This is a genomic window from Kitasatospora sp. NPDC092286, assembly GCF_044755565.1.
Lineage (GTDB): Bacteria > Actinomycetota > Actinomycetes > Streptomycetales > Streptomycetaceae > Kitasatospora.
On the sequence record NZ_JBIVRD010000004.1, the window covers coordinates 43,912 to 62,396 of the forward strand.

At 68.5% G+C, this 18,485-nt stretch carries 16 protein-coding genes and 1 riboswitch; of the genes, 8 read left to right on the forward strand and 8 right to left on the reverse strand.

Annotation, left to right across the window (positions count from 1 at the left end; genetic code table 11):
* Positions 1-11 precede the first annotated feature (11 nt).
* From ACIQIB_RS06000 to ACIQIB_RS06010, 3 genes are all read right to left on the reverse strand, one after another.
* On the reverse strand, positions 12-1,178 hold the full coding sequence (locus ACIQIB_RS06000; RefSeq protein WP_400756932.1) for an STM4014 family protein: 1,167 nt from the start codon (positions 1,176-1,178) through the stop codon (positions 12-14).
* A 15-nt stretch (positions 1,179-1,193) separates the two neighbouring features.
* A complete protein-coding gene (locus ACIQIB_RS06005; protein WP_400756934.1) occupies positions 1,194-2,132 on the reverse strand; it encodes an STM4015 family protein in 939 nt (312 codons plus the stop codon).
* 92 nt (positions 2,133-2,224) lie between these two features.
* Entirely contained in the window at positions 2,225-3,178 is a 954-nt protein-coding gene (locus ACIQIB_RS06010; RefSeq protein ID WP_400756935.1) for an STM4015 family protein, read from the reverse strand.
* A gap of 154 nt (positions 3,179-3,332) precedes the next feature.
* Here ACIQIB_RS06010 and ACIQIB_RS06015 point away from each other — a divergent pair, with 154 nt between their 5' ends.
* The 3 genes from ACIQIB_RS06015 (at position 3,333) to ACIQIB_RS06025 (ending at position 5,333) form a co-directional block, all read left to right on the forward strand.
* A complete protein-coding gene (locus ACIQIB_RS06015) occupies positions 3,333-3,659 on the forward strand; it encodes a hypothetical protein (protein ID WP_363607650.1) in 327 nt (108 codons plus the stop codon).
* A gap of 129 nt (positions 3,660-3,788) precedes the next feature.
* The gene (locus ACIQIB_RS06020; RefSeq protein ID WP_400756936.1) at positions 3,789-4,919 is read left to right on the forward strand and encodes a DUF6745 domain-containing protein; all 1,131 of its coding nucleotides are present in this window, start codon (positions 3,789-3,791) and stop codon (positions 4,917-4,919) included.
* Positions 4,920-5,090: 171 nt separating this feature from the next.
* On the forward strand, positions 5,091-5,333 hold the full coding sequence (locus tag ACIQIB_RS06025; RefSeq protein ID WP_363607648.1) for a hypothetical protein: 243 nt from the start codon (positions 5,091-5,093) through the stop codon (positions 5,331-5,333).
* 176 nt (positions 5,334-5,509) lie between these two features.
* Here the strand turns inward: ACIQIB_RS06025 and ACIQIB_RS06030 are convergent, their stop codons facing one another.
* The 4 genes from ACIQIB_RS06030 to ACIQIB_RS06045 all read right to left on the reverse strand — a co-directional run bounded on the left by ACIQIB_RS06030 (position 5,510) and on the right by ACIQIB_RS06045 (position 8,645).
* Positions 5,510-5,839, reverse strand: a complete 330-nt coding sequence (locus ACIQIB_RS06030) for an SIMPL domain-containing protein (RefSeq protein WP_400756937.1) — start codon at positions 5,837-5,839, stop codon at positions 5,510-5,512.
* A 130-nt stretch (positions 5,840-5,969) separates the two neighbouring features.
* Positions 5,970-6,182: a hypothetical protein gene (locus tag ACIQIB_RS06035; protein ID WP_363607646.1), complete on the reverse strand. Its 213-nt coding sequence runs from the start codon at positions 6,180-6,182 to the stop codon at positions 5,970-5,972.
* A gap of 190 nt (positions 6,183-6,372) precedes the next feature.
* Entirely contained in the window at positions 6,373-6,837 is a 465-nt protein-coding gene (locus ACIQIB_RS06040; protein WP_400756938.1) for a HEAT repeat domain-containing protein, read from the reverse strand.
* Entirely contained in the window at positions 6,834-8,645 is a 1,812-nt protein-coding gene (locus ACIQIB_RS06045) for a glycoside hydrolase family 15 protein (RefSeq protein WP_363607644.1), read from the reverse strand. The genes ACIQIB_RS06040 and ACIQIB_RS06045 overlap by 4 nt, the downstream gene beginning before the upstream one ends.
* 1,085 nt (positions 8,646-9,730) lie before the next feature.
* On the opposite strand from ACIQIB_RS06045, the gene ACIQIB_RS06050 reads away from it, so the two are divergent.
* From ACIQIB_RS06050 to ACIQIB_RS06070, 5 genes are all read left to right on the forward strand, one after another.
* Positions 9,731-10,810: a response regulator gene (locus ACIQIB_RS06050; RefSeq protein WP_363607643.1), complete on the forward strand. Its 1,080-nt coding sequence runs from the start codon at positions 9,731-9,733 to the stop codon at positions 10,808-10,810.
* 316 nt (positions 10,811-11,126) lie between these two features.
* The gene (locus tag ACIQIB_RS06055; RefSeq protein WP_363607642.1) at positions 11,127-11,666 is read left to right on the forward strand and encodes a heme NO-binding domain-containing protein; all 540 of its coding nucleotides are present in this window, start codon (positions 11,127-11,129) and stop codon (positions 11,664-11,666) included.
* A gap of 9 nt (positions 11,667-11,675) precedes the next feature.
* Positions 11,676-14,300, forward strand: a complete 2,625-nt coding sequence (locus ACIQIB_RS06060; protein ID WP_363607641.1) for a response regulator — start codon at positions 11,676-11,678, stop codon at positions 14,298-14,300.
* 227 nt (positions 14,301-14,527) lie between these two features.
* Positions 14,528-15,460: a RimK family alpha-L-glutamate ligase gene (locus ACIQIB_RS06065; RefSeq protein WP_400756939.1), complete on the forward strand. Its 933-nt coding sequence runs from the start codon at positions 14,528-14,530 to the stop codon at positions 15,458-15,460.
* 102 nt (positions 15,461-15,562) lie between these two features.
* Positions 15,563-15,733: riboswitch (M-box (ykoK) riboswitch) on the forward strand.
* A 371-nt stretch (positions 15,734-16,104) separates the two neighbouring features.
* Positions 16,105-17,274: a magnesium and cobalt transport protein CorA gene (locus tag ACIQIB_RS06070; RefSeq protein WP_363607639.1), complete on the forward strand. Its 1,170-nt coding sequence runs from the start codon at positions 16,105-16,107 to the stop codon at positions 17,272-17,274.
* A 734-nt stretch (positions 17,275-18,008) separates the two neighbouring features.
* Here the strand turns inward: ACIQIB_RS06070 and ACIQIB_RS06075 are convergent.
* On the reverse strand, positions 18,009-18,326 hold the full coding sequence (locus tag ACIQIB_RS06075; protein WP_400756940.1) for an SIP domain-containing protein: 318 nt from the start codon (positions 18,324-18,326) through the stop codon (positions 18,009-18,011).
* Positions 18,327-18,485: the final 159 nt, after the last annotated feature.

Below are 18,485 nucleotides of genomic sequence, written 5' to 3' on the forward strand. Positions count from 1 at the left end.
TGTGTGCTGGTTCATCGGGTCGGTTCCATGATCTGGTGGTTCGTCGGTGCCGGGCGGGTGTCCGGCCGCAGGCCGGGTGGTCCGGTCCGGGCGTCGGGTCGTGCCAGGAGGGCGGCGAGCTGGGCGCCGTAGGTGTCGAGGCCCTCGGCCGGGCCGCCGGGCAGTCCAGTGAGGTTGGGCAGCAGGTCGCCGAAGGCGTTGACCTCGCAGACCAGCGCCCGCCGCCAGCCCGAGGCGGGCAGCACGTCCACGCCGACCATCGGGGAGTCCGGGAAGCAGGCGGCCGCCCGCTCCGCCGTCTCCAGCAGGGCCGGCCAGGCGGCCCCGGCGGCCTCCCGGGCCAGGTCGAGGTTGCCCCGGGCGCCGCCGAGGTGCAGATTGGTCATCGGCTGGGAACTGGTCCGCACCACCGCATGGGTGGCCCGTCCGGCGACCACCACCACCCGCAGGTCCGCCGAGCGGCCGGACTGCGAGGCCTTCGGGATCCACTGCTCGACGTGCAGCCGGTCCGGCGCCAGCCGGTCGACCAGCCCGGCGACCTGCCGCTCGTCCCGGTAGCGCCGGACCCGCAGCGAGTTGTGCAACTGCCCGCCCGCCAGCTCGACCGAGGTGGTGGCCAGGACCTGCCCGCGCGGGCCGAATTCCAGCGCCACCACCCCCGAGGCGGAGGAACCGTGCGCGGGCTTGACGAAGACCCGGCGCAGTCCGGCGGCGCGCAGCCGCTCGCGCAGCTCCTCCCAGCCGGTGACGTCCGCGCCGAGCGTGTCGAGCGCGCGGGGCACCGGCACCCCGGCGGCGGCCAGGACCGTGTGCGCCCGCCGCTTGTCGAACATCACGGCGATCTCCTCCGGATCGCCGAGCAGCCGTACCCCCGGCACCCGGGCCAGCCCGCGCAGGGCGGTCATCACCCCGGCGTACCAGGCGGCCCCGCCCTCCACCCTGGTCGGCGCGTAGCCCGGGCCGAGCGCCGGCCCGCGCAGCAGCTCGTCGACCGCGGGCTCCTCGCCGGGCGACTCGATTCGCAGCAGAGCGCCGTCGGGCAGCCGGTACTCGCCGCGCAGCAGGTCGAGCCAGGGCAGTACGGAGGGCTCCGGCAGGCCGGCGGCCCGGGCCGCGGCGGCGAACAGCGTCACCCGCCGGTGGCCCGGATTGCCGAGGACGGTCAGCCGCGTGGTCATCCGAACGCCACCCGCCTATTCGGCGACCGCGACATAGCGGTCCTCGGGATCGTCCTCGTACTCGGCCTCGGCGTCGGAGAGGTCGAGCGCCACACCGGGCAGGCTCTGGCGGAGCCGCTCCTGGAACGCGTCGGAGAGGTAGTGGTGGTGCAGGTCGAGCGCGCGCAGGTGGGTGAGCGGCTGGCCCTCCAGCAGCGCGGTGGCGCCCTCGTCGGTGAGCACGCCCATCGACAGGTCGAGCGATTCCAGCCGGGCGACGACCGGCGCGTGGGCCACGGCGGCGGCGATCTCGTCCTCGAACTCGCTGTTGGCCAGGGCGAGGTGGCGCAGCGCCGGGAGGCGCGACCCGTCCAGGAACGGCGCGAGGTCGTCGATGGTGCTGTCGCCGCCGTACTCGTCCACGCCGAGCCAGAGCTCCAGCCGCTCCAGCGCCGGGAGTTCGGAGCCGGCCACCGCCCGCACCACGGTGGCCGGCAGGCCGCCGGCCTCGAAGCGCAGGGCGGTCAGCCGGTCGTGCCGGACGGGCTTCAGCTCCAGGCCCCCGCCGCCGCGCACGACCAGCTCGGTCAGCCGGGGGAACGCCGTCAGCACCGGCGTGACGTCGCACATCTCCAGCCAGGAGATCTCGCACTCGTCGGACGCCACATCGGCGATGAACAGCGCCTCCAGCGCCGGGAAGCGCCCGGCGTCCCGGACGATCGCGGCGAGCGTGTCGTCCACCGGTCCGTAGTCCTCGGCCCACCAGGGGCCGACTATCAGGGCCCGCACCCCGGCCGGGTCGATCGCGGCGAGGAACGCCTGCCAGCGCTCGTCGAAGTCGGTGCCCGAGCCGTAGTCCACCGAGAGCCGCCAGGCGACGGCGCCCGGGGCGGGCTGCTTCCGGGAGGCGTCGGGGCCGATGGGGAACTCGAAGACGGGCAGCCCGTGGAACTGCTCGGGGTGGTTGACGGACACGGATGCTCCTGCGGCGCTCTGCCGGTCGGTGGTGGGAGTGCTGGTGCTGGGTGTTGCGTGCTGGTCCGGTGGCTCGCGTGCTGCCGGCGCCGCTACTCGGCGACGGCGACGTAGCGCCACTGGTCGTCCGGCTTCCCGGCCTCGGAGAGGTCGAGCGCCACGCCGGGCAGGGCCTGGCGGAGCCGCTCCTGCATCGCGTCGGAGAGGTAGTGGTGGTGCAGGTCGAGCGCGCGCAGGTGGGTGAGCGGCTGGCCCTCCAGCAGCGCGGTGGCGCCCTCGTCGGTGAGCACGCCCATGGAGAGGGTCAGTGCTTCGAGCCGGGCGACGACCGGGGCGTGGGCCACGGCGGCGGCGATGGCGTCCTGGAACTCGCTGTTCTGCAGGCCGAGGTGGCGCAGCGCCGGGAAGCGCGACCCGTCCAGGAAGGGCGTGAGGTCGTCGAGGGCGGCGTCACCGCCGTACTGGTCCACCCCGAGCCAGAGCGCCAGGCTTTCGAGGGCGGGGAAGTCGCACGCGGCGACCGAGCGCACCACGGAGACCGGCAGGCCGCCCGACTCGAAGCGCAGTGCGCGCAGCCGCTCGTGCCGGACCTGCTGGAGCGCCAGGCCGCTCCCGCCCTCCCAGTCCTCGCCGGAGCCGCGCACCACCAGCTCGGTCAGCTGCGGGAACGACGTCAGCAGCGGGGTCACGTCCACCAGCTGGAGCCAGGAGATCTCGCACTCCTCGAAGGTGATGTCGCCGACGAAGAGCGCGCGCAGCGCCGGGAGACGCCCGGCCGCGCCGACGATCGCCCGCAGCGGCTCGGCGAAGCTGTCCGGCTCCTCCTGCGACCAGAGGCCGATCACCACGGCGCTCACCCGGTCCGCCTCGACCGTGTCGAGGAACTGCTGCCAGCACTCGGTGAACGTCCGCGGGGACTCGTACTCCAGGCCGATCTTCCAGGCGACCGCTGCCGCGTCCGGCAGTTGGGCGCCCTTCTCCACGGCCTGGACGAAGTCGAAGACCGGGAGGCCGTGGAACTCTTCGATGTGCCTGCTGACCGTCATGCGCTGCTCCTCGGGGGTTGGGGCCGAACAAATGTCTACCAGCCAGGTCCGACAATCCGGTGGCTGGGGCGTCGCCCGGGCGCGTTGTCGGACCCCTCCTCTACGTTTCGGGGCGTGAGAGGTCCGGCGCCCGCCGGGCCGGTCAGGAGGGCTGATGTACCGCCAGGGTGATGTGCTGATCGCGCCGGTCGAGGAGGCCGCGGTGCCGCCGCGGGTGGGCGCGCTGGCCGCGCAGCCGAGGGACGGACGGGGCCGGATGGTCCTCGCGCTCGGCGAGGTCACCGGCCACGCCCACGCCGTGGTCGGCCCGGGCGAACTGCGCAGGGAGGCCGGTCCGTTCGGTGCGGCCTGGCTGCACCTGCCCGAGGGCGGCCGGGTGGTGCACGAGGAGCACGCGGCGATACCGCTGCCCAGGGGCTGGTACCGGGTGGTGCGCCAGCGCGAGTACATGCCGGGCGCGGTCCGCGTCGTCGCCGACTGAGGCCCCGGCGGCGGTTCACAGCGGGGCCGCCGCCGCGCGGATGGTGCGGCGGCGTCGAACGGATCGAGCAGTTGAACAGATCGAGTACCAGTGGCCGGGCAGGGCTCCCGGCCGGGAGCGGAGTGCGTGATGGTGACGGAGCAGACGGTCGGGCCCGGTGCGGTGACGGCCCGCTGGCGGGCGAGCGCGGCGGCCACCGGGCCGGCCGACCGGGCCGGGGTCGAGCGCGCGCTGCGCGCCGCCTACCGGGCGGCCGGACTGGCGGAGCCGGCGGTCGTCCGCTGGTTCGGCTCGCCGCGGGCGGCGGCGGAGGCCGCGCTGGAGCTGCGGGCCGGCGGCGCGGTGAGCGTCCGTGAGGCCGTCCGCACCCGGCCGTGGGAGGAGGCCCGCCGCCGGGCCGTCGAGCGGGTCGGCCCGGCCGGCTGGGCGCCGCTCTGGGCGCTCACCGGCGGGGAACTCGGCCCGGTGACCAACTCCCTGGCCGGGCGGGTCCGCGACGCCGTCCTCGACCGGCTCGCCCCGGAGGCCGATGCGGAGGAGGATCCGCAGGACGTCGTCGAGGCCGCCCGCGCCCGCCGCACGGCCGTCCGGCTCGCCCTGCTGGACGCCGTCCGGGGCCAGCACGACGCGCCGTGGTTCGCCGCCTTCGAGGCGGCGGGGGAGCCGACCGGCGCGGCCGAGGGCGCTGAGAAGGACGACGGGGGTGCCGAGAAGGCCGACGGGATCGACGCGCTCGCCCGGGTCGCGCGCGAGGCCGGCTGGTGGTGGCCGTACGAGGGCGTGGCCCTGGTCAGCGAGCGGCCCGTCGCCCTGCACCGCGACGAGGCGGGCCGGCTCGACCGCGCCGACGGCCCGGCCCTGGAGTACGCCGACGGCTTCGCGCTGCACGCCTGGCGAGGCATGCCCGTCCCGCCCGGCTTCCTGGCCGGCCTCGGCACCGTCACCGTCGAGCGGATCCGCACCGAGGAGAACGCCGAGCTGCGCCGCGTCCTGCTGGAGCACTACGGCTACGAGCGCTACCTGGCGGACTCCGGCGCCGAGCCGTTGCACCGGGACGAGACCGGGGTGCTCTGGCGGATCCAGCTGCCGGCCGACGAGCCGGTGGTGATGGTCGAGGTGGTGAACTCCACCGCCGAGCCCGACGGCACCTTCCGCACCTACTGGCTGCGCGTCCCGCCCAGCACCCGCACCGCCCGGGCCGGGGTGGCCTGGACCTTCGGCCTGACGGAGGCGGAGTACCACCCGCAGCGCGAGACCTGAGGGCCCGGAGGACCCCGGCGGCCCGCGCCGCGGGGTACGCCCCGCCGCCGGCCCGCCGGGAGTGCGGCGGCCGACCGAGTAGGGGCTCGATACCGGTGAGGCCGGGTATCCAACTGCCGTCGGCTCAGCTCGGCGATCCAGTTGAAGGCCACGGACGACCAGCGTCCTGATGTGCTCCGGGCACTGCGGGAGAAGCTCGCGGGCGAGGGCTTCAAGATCACCTCGAACGAGTCCGCTTCGGCCACCCGGTCCACCTCGCCCACCTGGGACTTCGAGGCCGTCCACGAGCCCGACCGCTACACCGTTTCGGTGGGCGGGGCGAAGTCCGGCCAGGGTGTGGGCGTCATCGTCACCCTGCCCTGTCAGGCCCCGCCCACCGGCGCGGCTTCGCCCGCTCCGACGGCCACCGCCTGAGGCCGGCGCGGCAGTTCGGGTAGGGCGTGATCAAATGCTGTCATGGCCGACACGGGGCCTGGAACATCGGAAACGACGACCGGCGCTCAGTCCGGTCGTCCTTCCACTCCGCAAACAGGCGGCCTGGTGCCCGGCCGCGCTCGTGGCCGGGCACCAGGCCTCTGTTGTGCGTGTTGTCAGCCGCCGGTGATCGAGAAACCGATCACCACGCCCGCGGCGACACTGATCTTGCCGGGGGCGAGGTCGCCCCCGGCCCCGCCGGCTTGGCGGTGCCCGCGGTAGGAGTTCCGCAACTGATCGGAGCCCACGTCCTTGATGTGGATGACGGGGCCGGGCCGGACATCGGCGGCCTCCGCATACAGGGCCGCCTTCTCGCGGGCGGCGGCCACGGCGGCCGTGCGCGCCCGGGCGCGGAGTTCCTTCCTGGTACTCACATCGAACTCGACACCGTCGACCTGGTTCGCCCCGGCCTCGTTGGAGGTGAAGAGCGCCGCGTTCCTGGGCACGTCGCTGGGCGGCCGGCGCTCGACTACGCCGTTACGGGCTGACCGCCCCCGGAGCGCAGGGGTCCGAACGTGCCGCACCGCCCGCACCGGGGTCGGTGCGGGCGGTGCGGCAGTTGTGGGCGGTGCGAGGTCAGGGGGTCTGGTACCCGTTGCCGTCGAACGAGCCCACCACGTTGTCACCACCGGTGTTGAAGATGTCGGCGCCGGCGAGCTGGTTGCCGGTACCGATGACCGTGATGGTCGTGGTGGTCACAGCCGGGCTGTCGGCGAAGGCCTGGGCCGGAACGGCGACGGCGCCGACGGCGGCCAGCAGGACGGCGAGGGTGCGGACGGTACGGTACATGGAGCAATCCCTTCGTAGGCCAACGTGCAACCGCACCCTAGGGAAGCGGGAACCCGCCGTAGGGGGAATGTCACCCGAACGGGGCGGGACGCGTGTCGTCGTGGGCCCACCGGCTTTACGGGGCCCGGGCGATCAGTACCGGCTGGAAGAAAACCGGTGCGGGCGGGTGCCTCCCGCCAGGAGCCGGTGGTCAGTCGTCGAGACCCATTCGTCGGGCCCTGCGGAGAATCTGGTGCAGGGCGAGATCGGCCTCGGCGCGAACACTGGCATCCGGGTCCTCGAGCAGGACTCGAAGCGTCTGGACGGCTGCCGCCTCCCCGCCCTGCTGATAGCTGAGGCGGCCGAGGGACCAGGCCACCAGGCTGCGAACGAAGCCGGCGGAATCCGCGCTCTCTGCCGAGAGGGCGAGGACCGCGTCTTTCTGCTTGTCGCAGGCTGCCCTGGCCAGAGCGGCCGCCGCCCAGACCCGTACGAAGCTGAAAGAGTCGTGCAGCGCTGCTTCGAGCGCGGGTACGACCTCGACCGAACCGATCTCTCCCAGCGCGTAGACGCCCAGCCGCCGTTCGGTCGGATCGTCGCTGCGAACAAAGGACATCCAGTATTCGGCCGGTCTGTCGAGGTATCCGCCGGCCGCTGAACGATCTTCTCGAATCACACCGTTCCCCTCCCCAGGGCTTCGTCAAGGGTGCACGCGGCACTTATGAGACTCAGATGGGTGAGGGCCTGCGGGTAATTTCCGATACTTTCTCCATATGCGGACGTTTCCTCCGCGAAAAGCCCCAGGTGGTTGGCGTGAGTCAGCATCTTCTCGAACAGGAAGCGGGCCGGTTCCACCTGCCCGGCCAGCGCCATGGCCTCGACGAGCCAGAACGTGCAGATATTGAAGGTCCCTTCGCCGCCGCGGAGTCCGTCACCCGCGGCCTTGTCCGCCTCGTACCTGTACACGAGACTGTCCGACGAAAGGTCTTCCATGATGCTCTGAAGTGTGCCGAGCATCCGCGGGTCTTTCGGTGATATGAAACCGATCATGGGCATGGCGAGAATGCTGGCGTCCACGGCATCTGAGCCGAGATACTGAACGAAGGTCTTGCGTTGTGAGTCGTAGCCTTCCTGCATGATGGTTTGAAATATCTCATCACGCTGACTCCTCACGCGGTCACTGTCGAGTGGAAATCCACGACGGGAAGATATGCGCAGGGCCCGGTCGAGGGCTGCCCAGCACTGCAGTTTCGAATAGACGAAGTGCTGCTTCTCGCCCCGGATCTCCCATATTCCTTCATCGGGACGGTGCCAGTTGTCGGCGACCCAGTAAACCATTCGCTGGAGATGGCACCACAAGTCATAAGATATATGGCAGACGCGCGCATCAAAAAGCTCGATCGCAGTGAGGAGCTCGCCGTATATGTCCAGCTGGAGCTGGTTCGAGGCGTCATTGCCGATGCGTACCGGCCGTGATTCCCGGTAGCCCTGCAGGTGGTCCAGTGTCATTTCATCGAGTTGAGCATTGCCATCAATTCGATACATGAGCTTCAGCGGGTAACCCTCGCCGGTCTCTTTGGCGCGGTCCTCGAGCCACTCCATGAAGCGGATGGTTTCCTCCGTGAATCCCAGCTTCATAAAGGCGAGGAGGGTCAGCGCGGCGTCCCTGATCCAAGTGAACCTGTAGTCCCAGTTCCTTTCCCCTCCTATCTCCTCGGGAATACTGGTGGTCGGAGCCGCAACGATAGCGCCGGTGGGATCGTGTGTCAGCAGCTTCAGCGTGAGAACCGAACGCCGCACCATCTCCCGCCATCGGCCGGTATAAGTGCACTGGCCGAGCCAGCTCTTCCAGTAGTCGATAGTGCGGTGCAGGAGGTCCTGGCCGGTCAGGCGCGCCTCGAGGAGATCAGCCTCGCCGCCGAGGCTTTCCACCTGGCGGAGCAGGAACGTCACCTCCTCACCCTCATGCAGCGTGAACTCGGCAGAGACCCCGGAGCCCACCGTGGCCAGCGGAAAGCGGCTGGTGAGAGCAACGGAGATCTCGCCACCGCGAAATACGGCCCCGCGCCCCTCCTGGCTGATTTCGTGGTCCTGCCGCGCGAAATCAAGGGCGGGAAAGCAGTCCAGGCGGAAAGGTATGTTACCGCGAACCGCCTTGGCGACTCGCACAATCTGGTGCGACGTCACGCGGGAGGCGGACTGTTTGACGGGCATGAAGTCGACCAGTTCGCCTACGCCTTCCGCACTCAGGAAGCGCGTGATCAGAACGGCGGTGTCGGGCATGTACATCTGCTGGCAGCGCCCCGACAGTACCGGCGAGATCTTGAAGTACCCGCCCCTTTCATCATCGATCAGGCGGGCGAAGACGCTTGGCGAGTCGAATCTCGGAAGGCAGCACCAGTCTATCGAGCCGTCCATGCCGACCAGAGCCGCCGTGTGCATGTCCCCGATTACTCCGTAGTTCTCAATCGGTTTGTAGCTCATGCCATGTCCTTTGGGGCCCTGAGCGGCTGAACATACTTCGATTGTGCTACGCGGGAGCCCTGCCTGCCAGCTGTGCCACAACCGGGGCCGGGGGCAGGTTCCGCAGGCCGGTGTCGCGGGCCGCGCGGATGCGGCGACACGCAACTGGGCACTGGGGCCGGGACGTTCCTGGCGAACGACCGGCGGTGCCCCCGGCGGGCTCGACGGCCGGTGCCGAGGCCGGCGCCGGAACCTTCGGCACCACCTGGTGGATACCGTCGGTGATGGCCGTCCCCACCGAGTAGGACCATCATCGACCGCGCGCCGCGCGCCAGTTCAAGGAACTCGCGGGTACGGCCGCCGGAGTCCGTGCGGATCGGCGTCCGGCATCCCGGAGGGGGCGTCTCGGGGCGTGCCGGGGCTCGCTTCCGGGCCTGGTTCAGCCTGCCGCGGGCGGGCCGGCGGCTCGGTGATGTGGTTACAGATGGCGAGGCGGATAATCGTTTCGAGTCGGTGCCGACCAGCGGTCATGACGTGGCGGCGGGGTCTGAAGCGGGGTGAGATGCCACTGAACGCGGACGGTTACCGCTGTGCCCGCGCCCTCCCAGGTACTTACAGTCACCGTTGATCATGATGAAGACCTCCTCCAAGTACCACCTGTCACCGGGCCGCAGCTGTCGCCGTAGGCCTGGCCGAGTTTCAGGCGCCATCGGCGGCCCGCCTCCTGGGAGGCGATCACGCTGCGCTCCGGCATCAGCTCCTCCATCTCACGGAAGGTGAGCGGTAACCACAAGTACGGCCACACACAGTGCGGGCAGGTCCTCAGTCACCGTCGCCACCCTCACCCGCACGACCTGCACCTGAAAAGGGCTCCCAAGGTCTCATCAGGTCTGGCGCCACGAGGATTGGCCGCGAATAATGGGAATGGCAGCCACCACTTTGGGTGGTGACAGAGAGGAATCAACGCGGGTAAGGATCACCAAGCCGATTCACCTGGTTCCTGGACGACGCGCAGATATCGGGTGCGCGTACCTGGTGGACTGTCCGCCGGGACTTGAGTCCCCGACCCTTGCCGGGTGCTGAGACATTTGCAAGGAGGATTCGATATGAGATTGGACCGCCCGTGCGTCCTAGTGGTGGACGATGATCCCGTTAACAGGATGTTCCTCATCAGGCTCGTCGAAAGAGAGGGGTATCTGACACTCGCGGCAAAAAACGGGCGGGTCGCTTGTGATCTTTTGGCGGAGAACGACGTCGACGTCATTCTCCTCGACATCGAGATGCCCGAGATGGATGGTTTCGGCGTGCTGGAACGCGTCCAGCAGGATACGAGGACTCGTCACATTCCCGTCATCATGATCTCGGCGATCGAAGATATAGACAGTGTTGTCAAAGCGATTGGCCTCGGAGCAACCGACTATATTCCGAAGCCAGCCAACAAGATCCTGCTGCGGGCGAGGATGGATGCGAGCCTCAACCGGAAGAGGATTCACGACCTGGAACAGGAGAGGGTCCGCAGCATCTTTGGGCGATTCGTTCCCACAGCTATAGTCGACAAAGTGCTCCTGCAGGCCGGCGAGGATCTCAGGCTGAAGGGAGAAAAATGCGTCGCAACGATAATGTTCGCAGACTTGCGCGGGTTCACGTCCTGGGCCGAGGACAGTTCGCCGGATCTCGTGATCAATGCCCTGAACTACTATCTCGGTTCCATGAGTGACGTTATTCTCGATCACGGCGGTACCCTGGTGTCCTACATGGGCGACGGGATTATGGCCGCTTTTGGGGCTCCGATCGAGGAGGAATGCCATGCCGACCTCGCCCTGGCCGCGGCCCGCATGATGGCGCAGGAAGCCCTGCTGGACTTCAATACGTGGCTGAAGCGCGAAGGCCTGGGTACGGGATTCAGAATCGGAATCGGCTTGAACAGTGGCCCGGTGATGTCCGGAACAGTAGGGTCGGAACGCCGCCTCGAGTATGCGGCGGTGGGTGATACCACCAATACCGCATCCCGTCTTGAGCAAATGACCAAAGAGGTACCGCACGCGATTTTGATCTCAAACGAAACCTACGCCATGCTGAGCAGGCATTCCGACGACCTCGTCTTCGTCGGAGAGATATCCCTTCGCGGGAAGCGGTCCTCCGTCGGTGTCTGGGGAGATGGATCGAAAGGGGCCGCCGCCGGCTGAAGGCGTGCCGCGCCCTAAAGGCCCTAAAGGCGCACTGTACCGGCTCACGCGCGGCGCCAAAGGTGTACGGGGGCAAGAGCGCTCCATGGCGACCGGTCTGCCATCCTCCCCTCCAGTCGCACCGGTGTCCGGGCGGGCGTATGCTGGTTCCGCTCATTCAATATGCGGCTGCTGGAGACGCCACAGTAATAAGCGATGAAGATGTCTTCGCATAAAATGGCATTCGAGAATCAATCGCGGCACTCGTGAAAGCCGGCACCCTCGGATCCGTGGACTTGGTTGCCGTCGAGACGTCAGGGCAAGGGGATGAGATGCGATGAAGGGCGTCGTTTTTGATCTCTTCAATGAGGTGGTCTCGCAGAAGTACGGCCTGACCGCATGGGAAGACCTGATCAACGCTGCAGGTGTTGAGGGAGTGTATACGTCGCTCGGCAACTACCCGGATGCCGAGTTCCTGAAAATAGTTGCCGAAGCGGCGTCCATGTTCGGTATGTCAGAAGACGAAATTGTTCGCTGGCTGGGGCGCGAGGCGCTGCCGATCTTCGCCGAAAGATATCCCGTGTTCTTCGAGAGACACAGCTCGGCTCGAACCTTCCTGCTGACACTGAACGACATCATACATCCCGAAGTGAGGCGGCTCTATCCCGGTGCCGATGTGCCTAGTTTCAGATTCGATACGTCGTCCGATGATGTACTCATCATGAGCTACAGGTCGGAACGACAGCTGTGCTGGTTCGGCGAAGGACTTATCGAGGGTGCGGCCGTTCACTTCGGGGAGTCCGTTCAGATCAAGCAGCCCAGATGCACCGGGCGAGGGGACGAAGAATGCGTATTTGAAGTAAGGCTAGCGTCATAGGAGATTACGGTGGAGCGTGAGCGGAATATAGATCGGGAAGCAGCTCTGCTGGAAAGCCTACTGAACAAGGAACGCAAGGCGCGGCGGCAGGCCGAGCTGATATCAGAGGAAATGATTCGCAAGCTGCATGACGCAAAGAACCAGGAGCTCGAGAAGCAGCGGGGTCTGGAACTGCTGGAGTCGGTGGCTGCGGCATGCAACAACGCGCTCCAGGTGAGCGATCCGCTGCTTGCCGCGGTAAAAGGAATATGCACCTTCACGGGGTGCCCGGCCGGTCATGCGCTGTCGTTCTCGCCGGACAGCGGCATGCTTGCCTCGTACTCGCGTTATTGGTGGGCGGACGATCCGGAACACCTGCGAGCGCTGCAGGCGAATGATGGGCTCATGGTTCCCCGGGGGCGTGGGCCGGCCGGACGCGCCCTGCTGTCCACCGAGGCGCTGACAGGCACCGTCGGCAGCGAGGACGAAGAAATAGATTACATCAAGTCCTGTCGTGAACTCGGAATCACCGAGTTCCTGACGCTTCCTGTTTTCTGTGAATCCGAAGTCATTTTTGTGCTTGAGTTCTTTGCCGCGCCGGGAAAAATCAGCCAGGACGAGATGCTCACGAAGCTGCTGATTCAGGTCGGCGCTCAGCTGTCACGCGTGGTTGAAAGGGCGAAGGCAGAGCGGGAGTTGCAGGACGCGCGCTCGGTCGCGGAGACCGCGGCCCGCAGCAAGAGCTCGTTCCTGGCCACCATGAGTCATGAGATCAGGACCCCGATGAACGCAGTCATCGGGATGACTGAATTGCTGCTGTCTACTGAACTGACGTCCGAACAGCGAAACTTTGTTGATATCATCAATTCCAGCGGGGAGGCCCTGCTTGGTATCATCAATGACGTTCTGGACTTCTCCAAGATAGAAGCCGGCGGGCTGGAGCTGGAGAGCCGGCCGTTCTCCCTGCGTGATATGATGGATTCCGCGGTCGGGGTGATTGCCACCCGTGCCGCAGAAAAATCGCTCGAACTTGCCTGCCTGGTTGAGCCTGACGTTCCGGACAGGCTGGTCGGCGACGGAATGCGTCTCCGGCAAGTACTGACCAACCTCCTCTCCAATGCGATTAAATTTACCGAGACCGGTGAAGTCGTAGTCTCGGTGAGAACCACTGAGGATGTCGACGGGGACGACCGGGCCACGCGGTTGCATTTTTCCGTTTCGGATACGGGTATAGGCATCCCTGAAGATCGCATGGATCGACTCTTCCGGGATTTCAGCCAGGTGGATTCGTCCACCACTCGCCGGTACGGGGGGACGGGCCTGGGGCTGGCGATCAGCAAGCGCCTCGTCGAGATGATGGATGGTTTCATGAAGGTGGAGAGCAAGAGCGGTGTCGGCTCTGTCTTCAGCTTCGAAATCAATCTGGAGGTCGCCGAAGGCAGTCTGCCGCCTGTCGCGGAAGAACCACTGCGACTGAAGCGCCTGCTCATTGTCGATGACAATGCGGTCAACCGCGAAGTGGTCAGGCGGCACGCTGATTCATGGAACATGGTGCCCTATGAAACGGCCTTCCCCGAAGATTCCCTCAGAATACTTGAGTCGGGCGATCCGTTTGATGTGGCAGTCATCGACATGATGATGCCGAAGATGGATGGCGTGGAGCTGGCCAGGAGGATCCACCGGATCCTGGGTCGTGAACGTCTGCCGCTCATACTGGCAACCTCACTGGTGACGTCCAGAGAACTGATCGACCGTGAAGAATTCTCCGCGGTCCTGACCAAGCCTATAAGGGCTTCGCAGCTGCATGATGCGCTTGTGACGGTCATCGTGGGCAAGCGGGAACCCGCCGGGGTGAGCCCTTCCCCGAGCAAGGGTACGTCTCCTGACGGCGCGTCTTCTGACCTGAAAATCCTGCTGGCCGAGGACAATGCGGTGAATCAGCAGATCGCTACGCTGATGTTGCGGAAACTCGGCCACACCGCCGAGATAGTCGACGACGGCAGTCAGGCCGTCGATGCCGTCCTCAATGATTGCTACGACGTCGTGCTGATGGACGTGCAGATGCCCGTCATGGACGGCCTCGAGGCGTCGCGGAAGATCAATCAAATGCTTGAGGCCGGCCGCCGTCCTTACATAATCGCGATGACGGCGAACGCGATGCAGGGCGACCGCGAAATCTGCCTTGCCGCGGGCATGGACGACTACATAGCGAAACCGATAAAGAGTGACCAGTTGGCTGAAGCGCTGAGCCGTGTGTCCGCACCCGGCGGCGAGCAGGACACCACCCCGCAGCCGGAGCACTCCGACACTTCGGTCAGCCGAGAGGTTCTGGAGCGTCTCTGTGACGACCTGGGCGGGGCTTCCTCGGTTGCTGAACTGGCCGAGCTGTTTGTGGAAGATGCGCCGAAACTGATATCCGCCATGTCGGGCAGTCAGCAGAACGACGAGGTGCGGCGGGCCGCTCACACGCTGAAGTCCAGCGCCAGGGCCCTGGGGGCTGACGTGCTGGCCGATATGGCAGCGGAGATCGAAGCACAAGCCCGCGCGGAAACCCTTGGGGAATTCAGTGTGAGTGCAATGAGTGACGAATTCCTTCGCGCGAAGAGTCAGCTCTTCGAGATTCTCACCGAACTGGAAAGCCACAGTCTCGGTTGACTCGCCTCGCTCAGGGGCCGCGGGCGAGGAAGAGGTCGCTGATGTGAAGCATGCCGATGCCGCCACCACGGGCATCGAGCAGCCGAGCGGTCTCGGCCAGGGCCCGGACGCGGGCACCGACCCGGCCCCGGTCCGACCGGGAACGAAGAGGATTCCGGCCACCGGAGGCGGGGCCAGGCCTGGAACACGCTCTTGCCCGGGCCGGGCGGGGCCTGTTCCATGGCGGCATGCCGCGAAGCGAGCTCGTTCTGATGACGGATCACAGCTCGACCGAGGGAAGCCGGGAGACTCTGGCCACCGCCGCGCGGATGCTCACCGGCCGGGCGCCCGTCCTGCTCGACGCGCGGCACTTCATGCGCGGCGGCACCGGCCGGATCGGCCCGGCCGCCGACGGCGGGCTCCGCCTGGAGGTGCCGGCCGAGGGCCTCGCCGTGACGGCGGACACCGTGCTGGTCTACGAGATACCGCCGCACAAGCGGCGCGCCTTCGAGGCCTGCCAGCAGCGGCTCCGCGCGTACGGCGCCCGTTCGCTCGGCACCGACACGGACGGCTGGCGGGCGGCCACCGAGAAGGACCGGACCGTCGAGCGCTTCAGCCGGGACGGCATCGCGCACATGCCCACCATCGCGCTCTCCCGGCCGACCCCCGAGGCCGCCGTCGATGCCTTCGACCGCCTCGGCGGCGACGTCTGGGCCCGGCCGACCGTCGGAATGGGCGGCAACGATGTCTTCCACGTCACCACCCGCGACCAGCTCACCGCCGCCGCGGACCACTACGTGGCCTCGGGCGCCGACTGGCTGATCGCCCGCGACGCCGGGAACTTCAACGCCGACGGCCGGCGCCACCAGTACCGGGTGGTGGTGCTCGGCGGGCGCGTCGTCCGCGCGGTCGAGCACGTCCAGCCGGATCCGGACGCGCCCTGCAACGAGATCCAGGGCGCCGTCTCGACGCTGCTGGAGGACGGCGAACTGCCTGCGGGTCTGGCCGAGTTGGCCGTCTCCGCGACCAAGTCCCTGGGCCTGCCGCTCGGCGGTGTCGACCTCGGCGCGGAGAACGGCGGCGTCGTCTTCGAGGTCAACGTCCACCCGGTGTTCGGCAGCGTCGGGGGCCTGGAGACGGTCGCCCTGCCGTACACCGCCGCCCACCTCGCACTGGGCTGAGCCGAAGCGGCGGCCCGGGCCCGTCGGGGCCCCGGTGGAGGCCTCGGCGGAGGCCCTGGTCAAGGGCGCGGTCGCGCGGGTACTAGACTTGGCACAGTTGTGAAGGCACCTCGTTCGGTGAGGCGTCGCCACGGACACAGGCCACTGACCCCACGACGTCGAGAGACGCCCAGGTTCAGGACAGGTCTCCCCGGCCTAAGGGGTGATCCCAAGTGGCTGCACCCCCGGGTGCTACGCCGTGGCGTGCCAAAGCTCTGACGAGATCAGGGGTGCCCCGCCCGTCCCGCGGCCAGGTGTGCCCGCGGCGCGTGGTGTGGATCTCCCTGATGGCCCCGGTAACGGCGACCCGAGTACGGGCGCCCCGACGGCGAGGAGGTGAGACCTGTGGAGAGCAGTAGTCCGGGCCGAAGTCGGCCCCGCCCCAGGACGTCCCCCTCTTCTCCTGGCACCCGGCACTTCTCCTCCCGTACCGCTCCCGCACCCCGCCGCCGTACCGCCCGCCGCTGACAGCGGCGGCTCCGGCCGCGTGGTCCGGGCGCCGTGCGCGGTGGAGGACGGCCGGGCGCCTCCCGCCCCCGCCCCGCCCGACCCCGCGGCCCCCGGCCTCGGCAGCGGCGGACACCGACCCGTGGAGGTACCCCGCCATGTCCGACTGGCGTGTGCGCGCCGTGCGCGCGAGCAAGCGTCCGTTCTCCCGTTCCGTCACCACGCCGCGCGGCGGCGACGCGCAGCCGGCGCCCGAGCACTCGATGGACCCGAGGCCCGACCAGCCCGCGGAGCCCGTCACGCTGGAGCGCTCCGTCGTGGACGCGGCCGTCTACCGGGGCGGGCACCGGGTCGAGGAACCCGCCAGCCTGGCCGACATCTACCGCCAGCTGCCCGGCAAGCCCGGCACGATGGCCTGGATCGGCCTGTTCCGGCCCGCCGAGGCGCAGCTGCTGGAGGCCGCCGAGCGGTTCAACCTGCACGAGCTGGCGGTCGAGGACGCGATCGTCGCCCACCAGCGGCCGAAGCTGGAGCGCTACGGCGACACGCTCTTCGTCGTGCTGCGCGCCGCCCGCTACCTGGACGACGTGGAGGAGGTCGACTTCGGCGAGATCCACCTCTTCGTCGGCCCCGACTTCGTCCTCACCGTGCGCCACTCGCAGGCCCCGGACCTCTCCGCGGTGCGCAGCCGCCTGGAGGCCGACCCGGAGCTGCTCGCGCTCGGCCCCGAGGCGGTGCTGTACGCGGTGCTGGACGCGGTCGTCGACGGGTACGCGCCGGTGATCGCCGGGTTGCAGCACGACATCGACGAGATCGAGACCGAGGTGTTCGGCGGTGACCCGCAGGTGTCCCGCCGCATCTACGAACTCTCCCGCGAGGTGATCGAGTTCCAGCGGGCCACCCGTCCGCTGCTGGAGATCATGAAGAGCCTGGAGGCGGGCTTCGGCAAGTACGGCACCGACGACGAGCTCCAGCGCTACCTGCGGGACGTGGCCGACCACGCCACGTACGCCGCCGAGCGGGTGGACGGCTTCCGGCAGATGCTGCAGAACATCCTGACCGTCAACGCGACCCTGGTCTCGCAGCGGCAGAACGAGGAGATGAAGCAGCTCGCCGAGGCCGGGCACGTGCAGAACGACGAGATCAAGAAGATCTCCTCCTGGGCGGCCATCCTCTTCGCGCCGACCCTGATCGGCACCGTCTACGGCATGAACTTCGAGCTCATGCCGGAGCTCAAGTGGGCGTTCGGGTACCCGTTCGCGATCGGGCTGATGGCGCTCGTCTGCACCGGCCTCTACCTGGTGTTCAAACGCCGCAACTGGCTCTGAGTGCCGCGGCTCGCCCGTGACCCGCCGTGAGCGGCACGACGTTCGGACAGGGCGTCAGGGTTCCGTCAGGGCGGGCCGGAGGGGCTTGCCCCCCGCCCGCGCCGACGGCTTGGATGAAGGGCATGAACCGCCCGGCACGCCACCACGACCGCCCGCCGCATCCGCGGCCGCCGGTCGTCGCTGCCGCGGCCGTCATCGCCGTGCGCTGAACCGCGCCTCCCCGCCGGACGGCACGGCCCGCGCCGCCCCCTGCCCCGTCGCCGCGGGGCAGGGGGCGGACGCCTTCTCGTACCTTCGTCCCGCACCCCGGCCGGGCGGCTGAAGGAGGCGGTCACCCTCGGCACCGGCCTGGCGATCGGCGTCCGGCCGCGGCTGCGGGAGTACCGGTAGCGGGCTGGTCCGCCGCACTTGTCAGTGGGCCGCCGTAGGGTCGTTCGGGTGCCGAAGAACGGCGACGGACGGCCGCGCGGTTCCACGTGCGGCCGGTCCGGACGGATCGTCAGGGCGTATCGCGATGAAGCAGACGGCGAAGCGGGCGCTGGTCGGTGCGGCCGGGGCGTTGGGCGCGGTGCTGGTCCTCGCCGGGCCATCCGGTGGGGTCTGACGGCCACCCAGGAGGACTGACCGGGCGGCCCCTGCGGCCGGACCACGCGGCGGCACTCCGCTGACGTGGAGCGGTCCGGGACCGGCGGGTGCCCGGCCGCGCGCCGGGGCGGTGTGCACCGACCGGGGGCTCAGTCGTCCGTGTCGGCGGCGGGGCCTTCGTCGGCGCGCTGGTCCTCGGTGCGTCCGGTACGCCAGTAGCCCATGAAGCAGACGGCGCGGCGGTCGATTCCGCGTTCGCCGACGAGGTGGCGGCGCAGCTCCCGGACGGCGGCGGCCTCGCCGGCAACATGTGCGGGGTGACCGCTGTGGTGCGGACGATCAGGAGCGGGAGGGTGCGGACGCGGGGGTGGTGGCGGTGGACAAGGCCGGCTCCTTTCAACGGGCGGGCAGGCGAACGGGTGAAGCGGGCGCAGCGGGGGAGTCGACGCCCGGCCGACCCGTTTCACTTAGGTGAGGCTAACCTGAAATCCCTGGAAGGCGCTGTGGCCGGGCGGCGTTCTCCGGGCTTCTTTGCCGAGCCGCTCCCCGCGTGGGTGGGGCCGGTACCTCTTTGCCCGCAACCCTGGTCTGCTGGGGCTGTCGGCATTGCTGCTCTACAGGAGCAC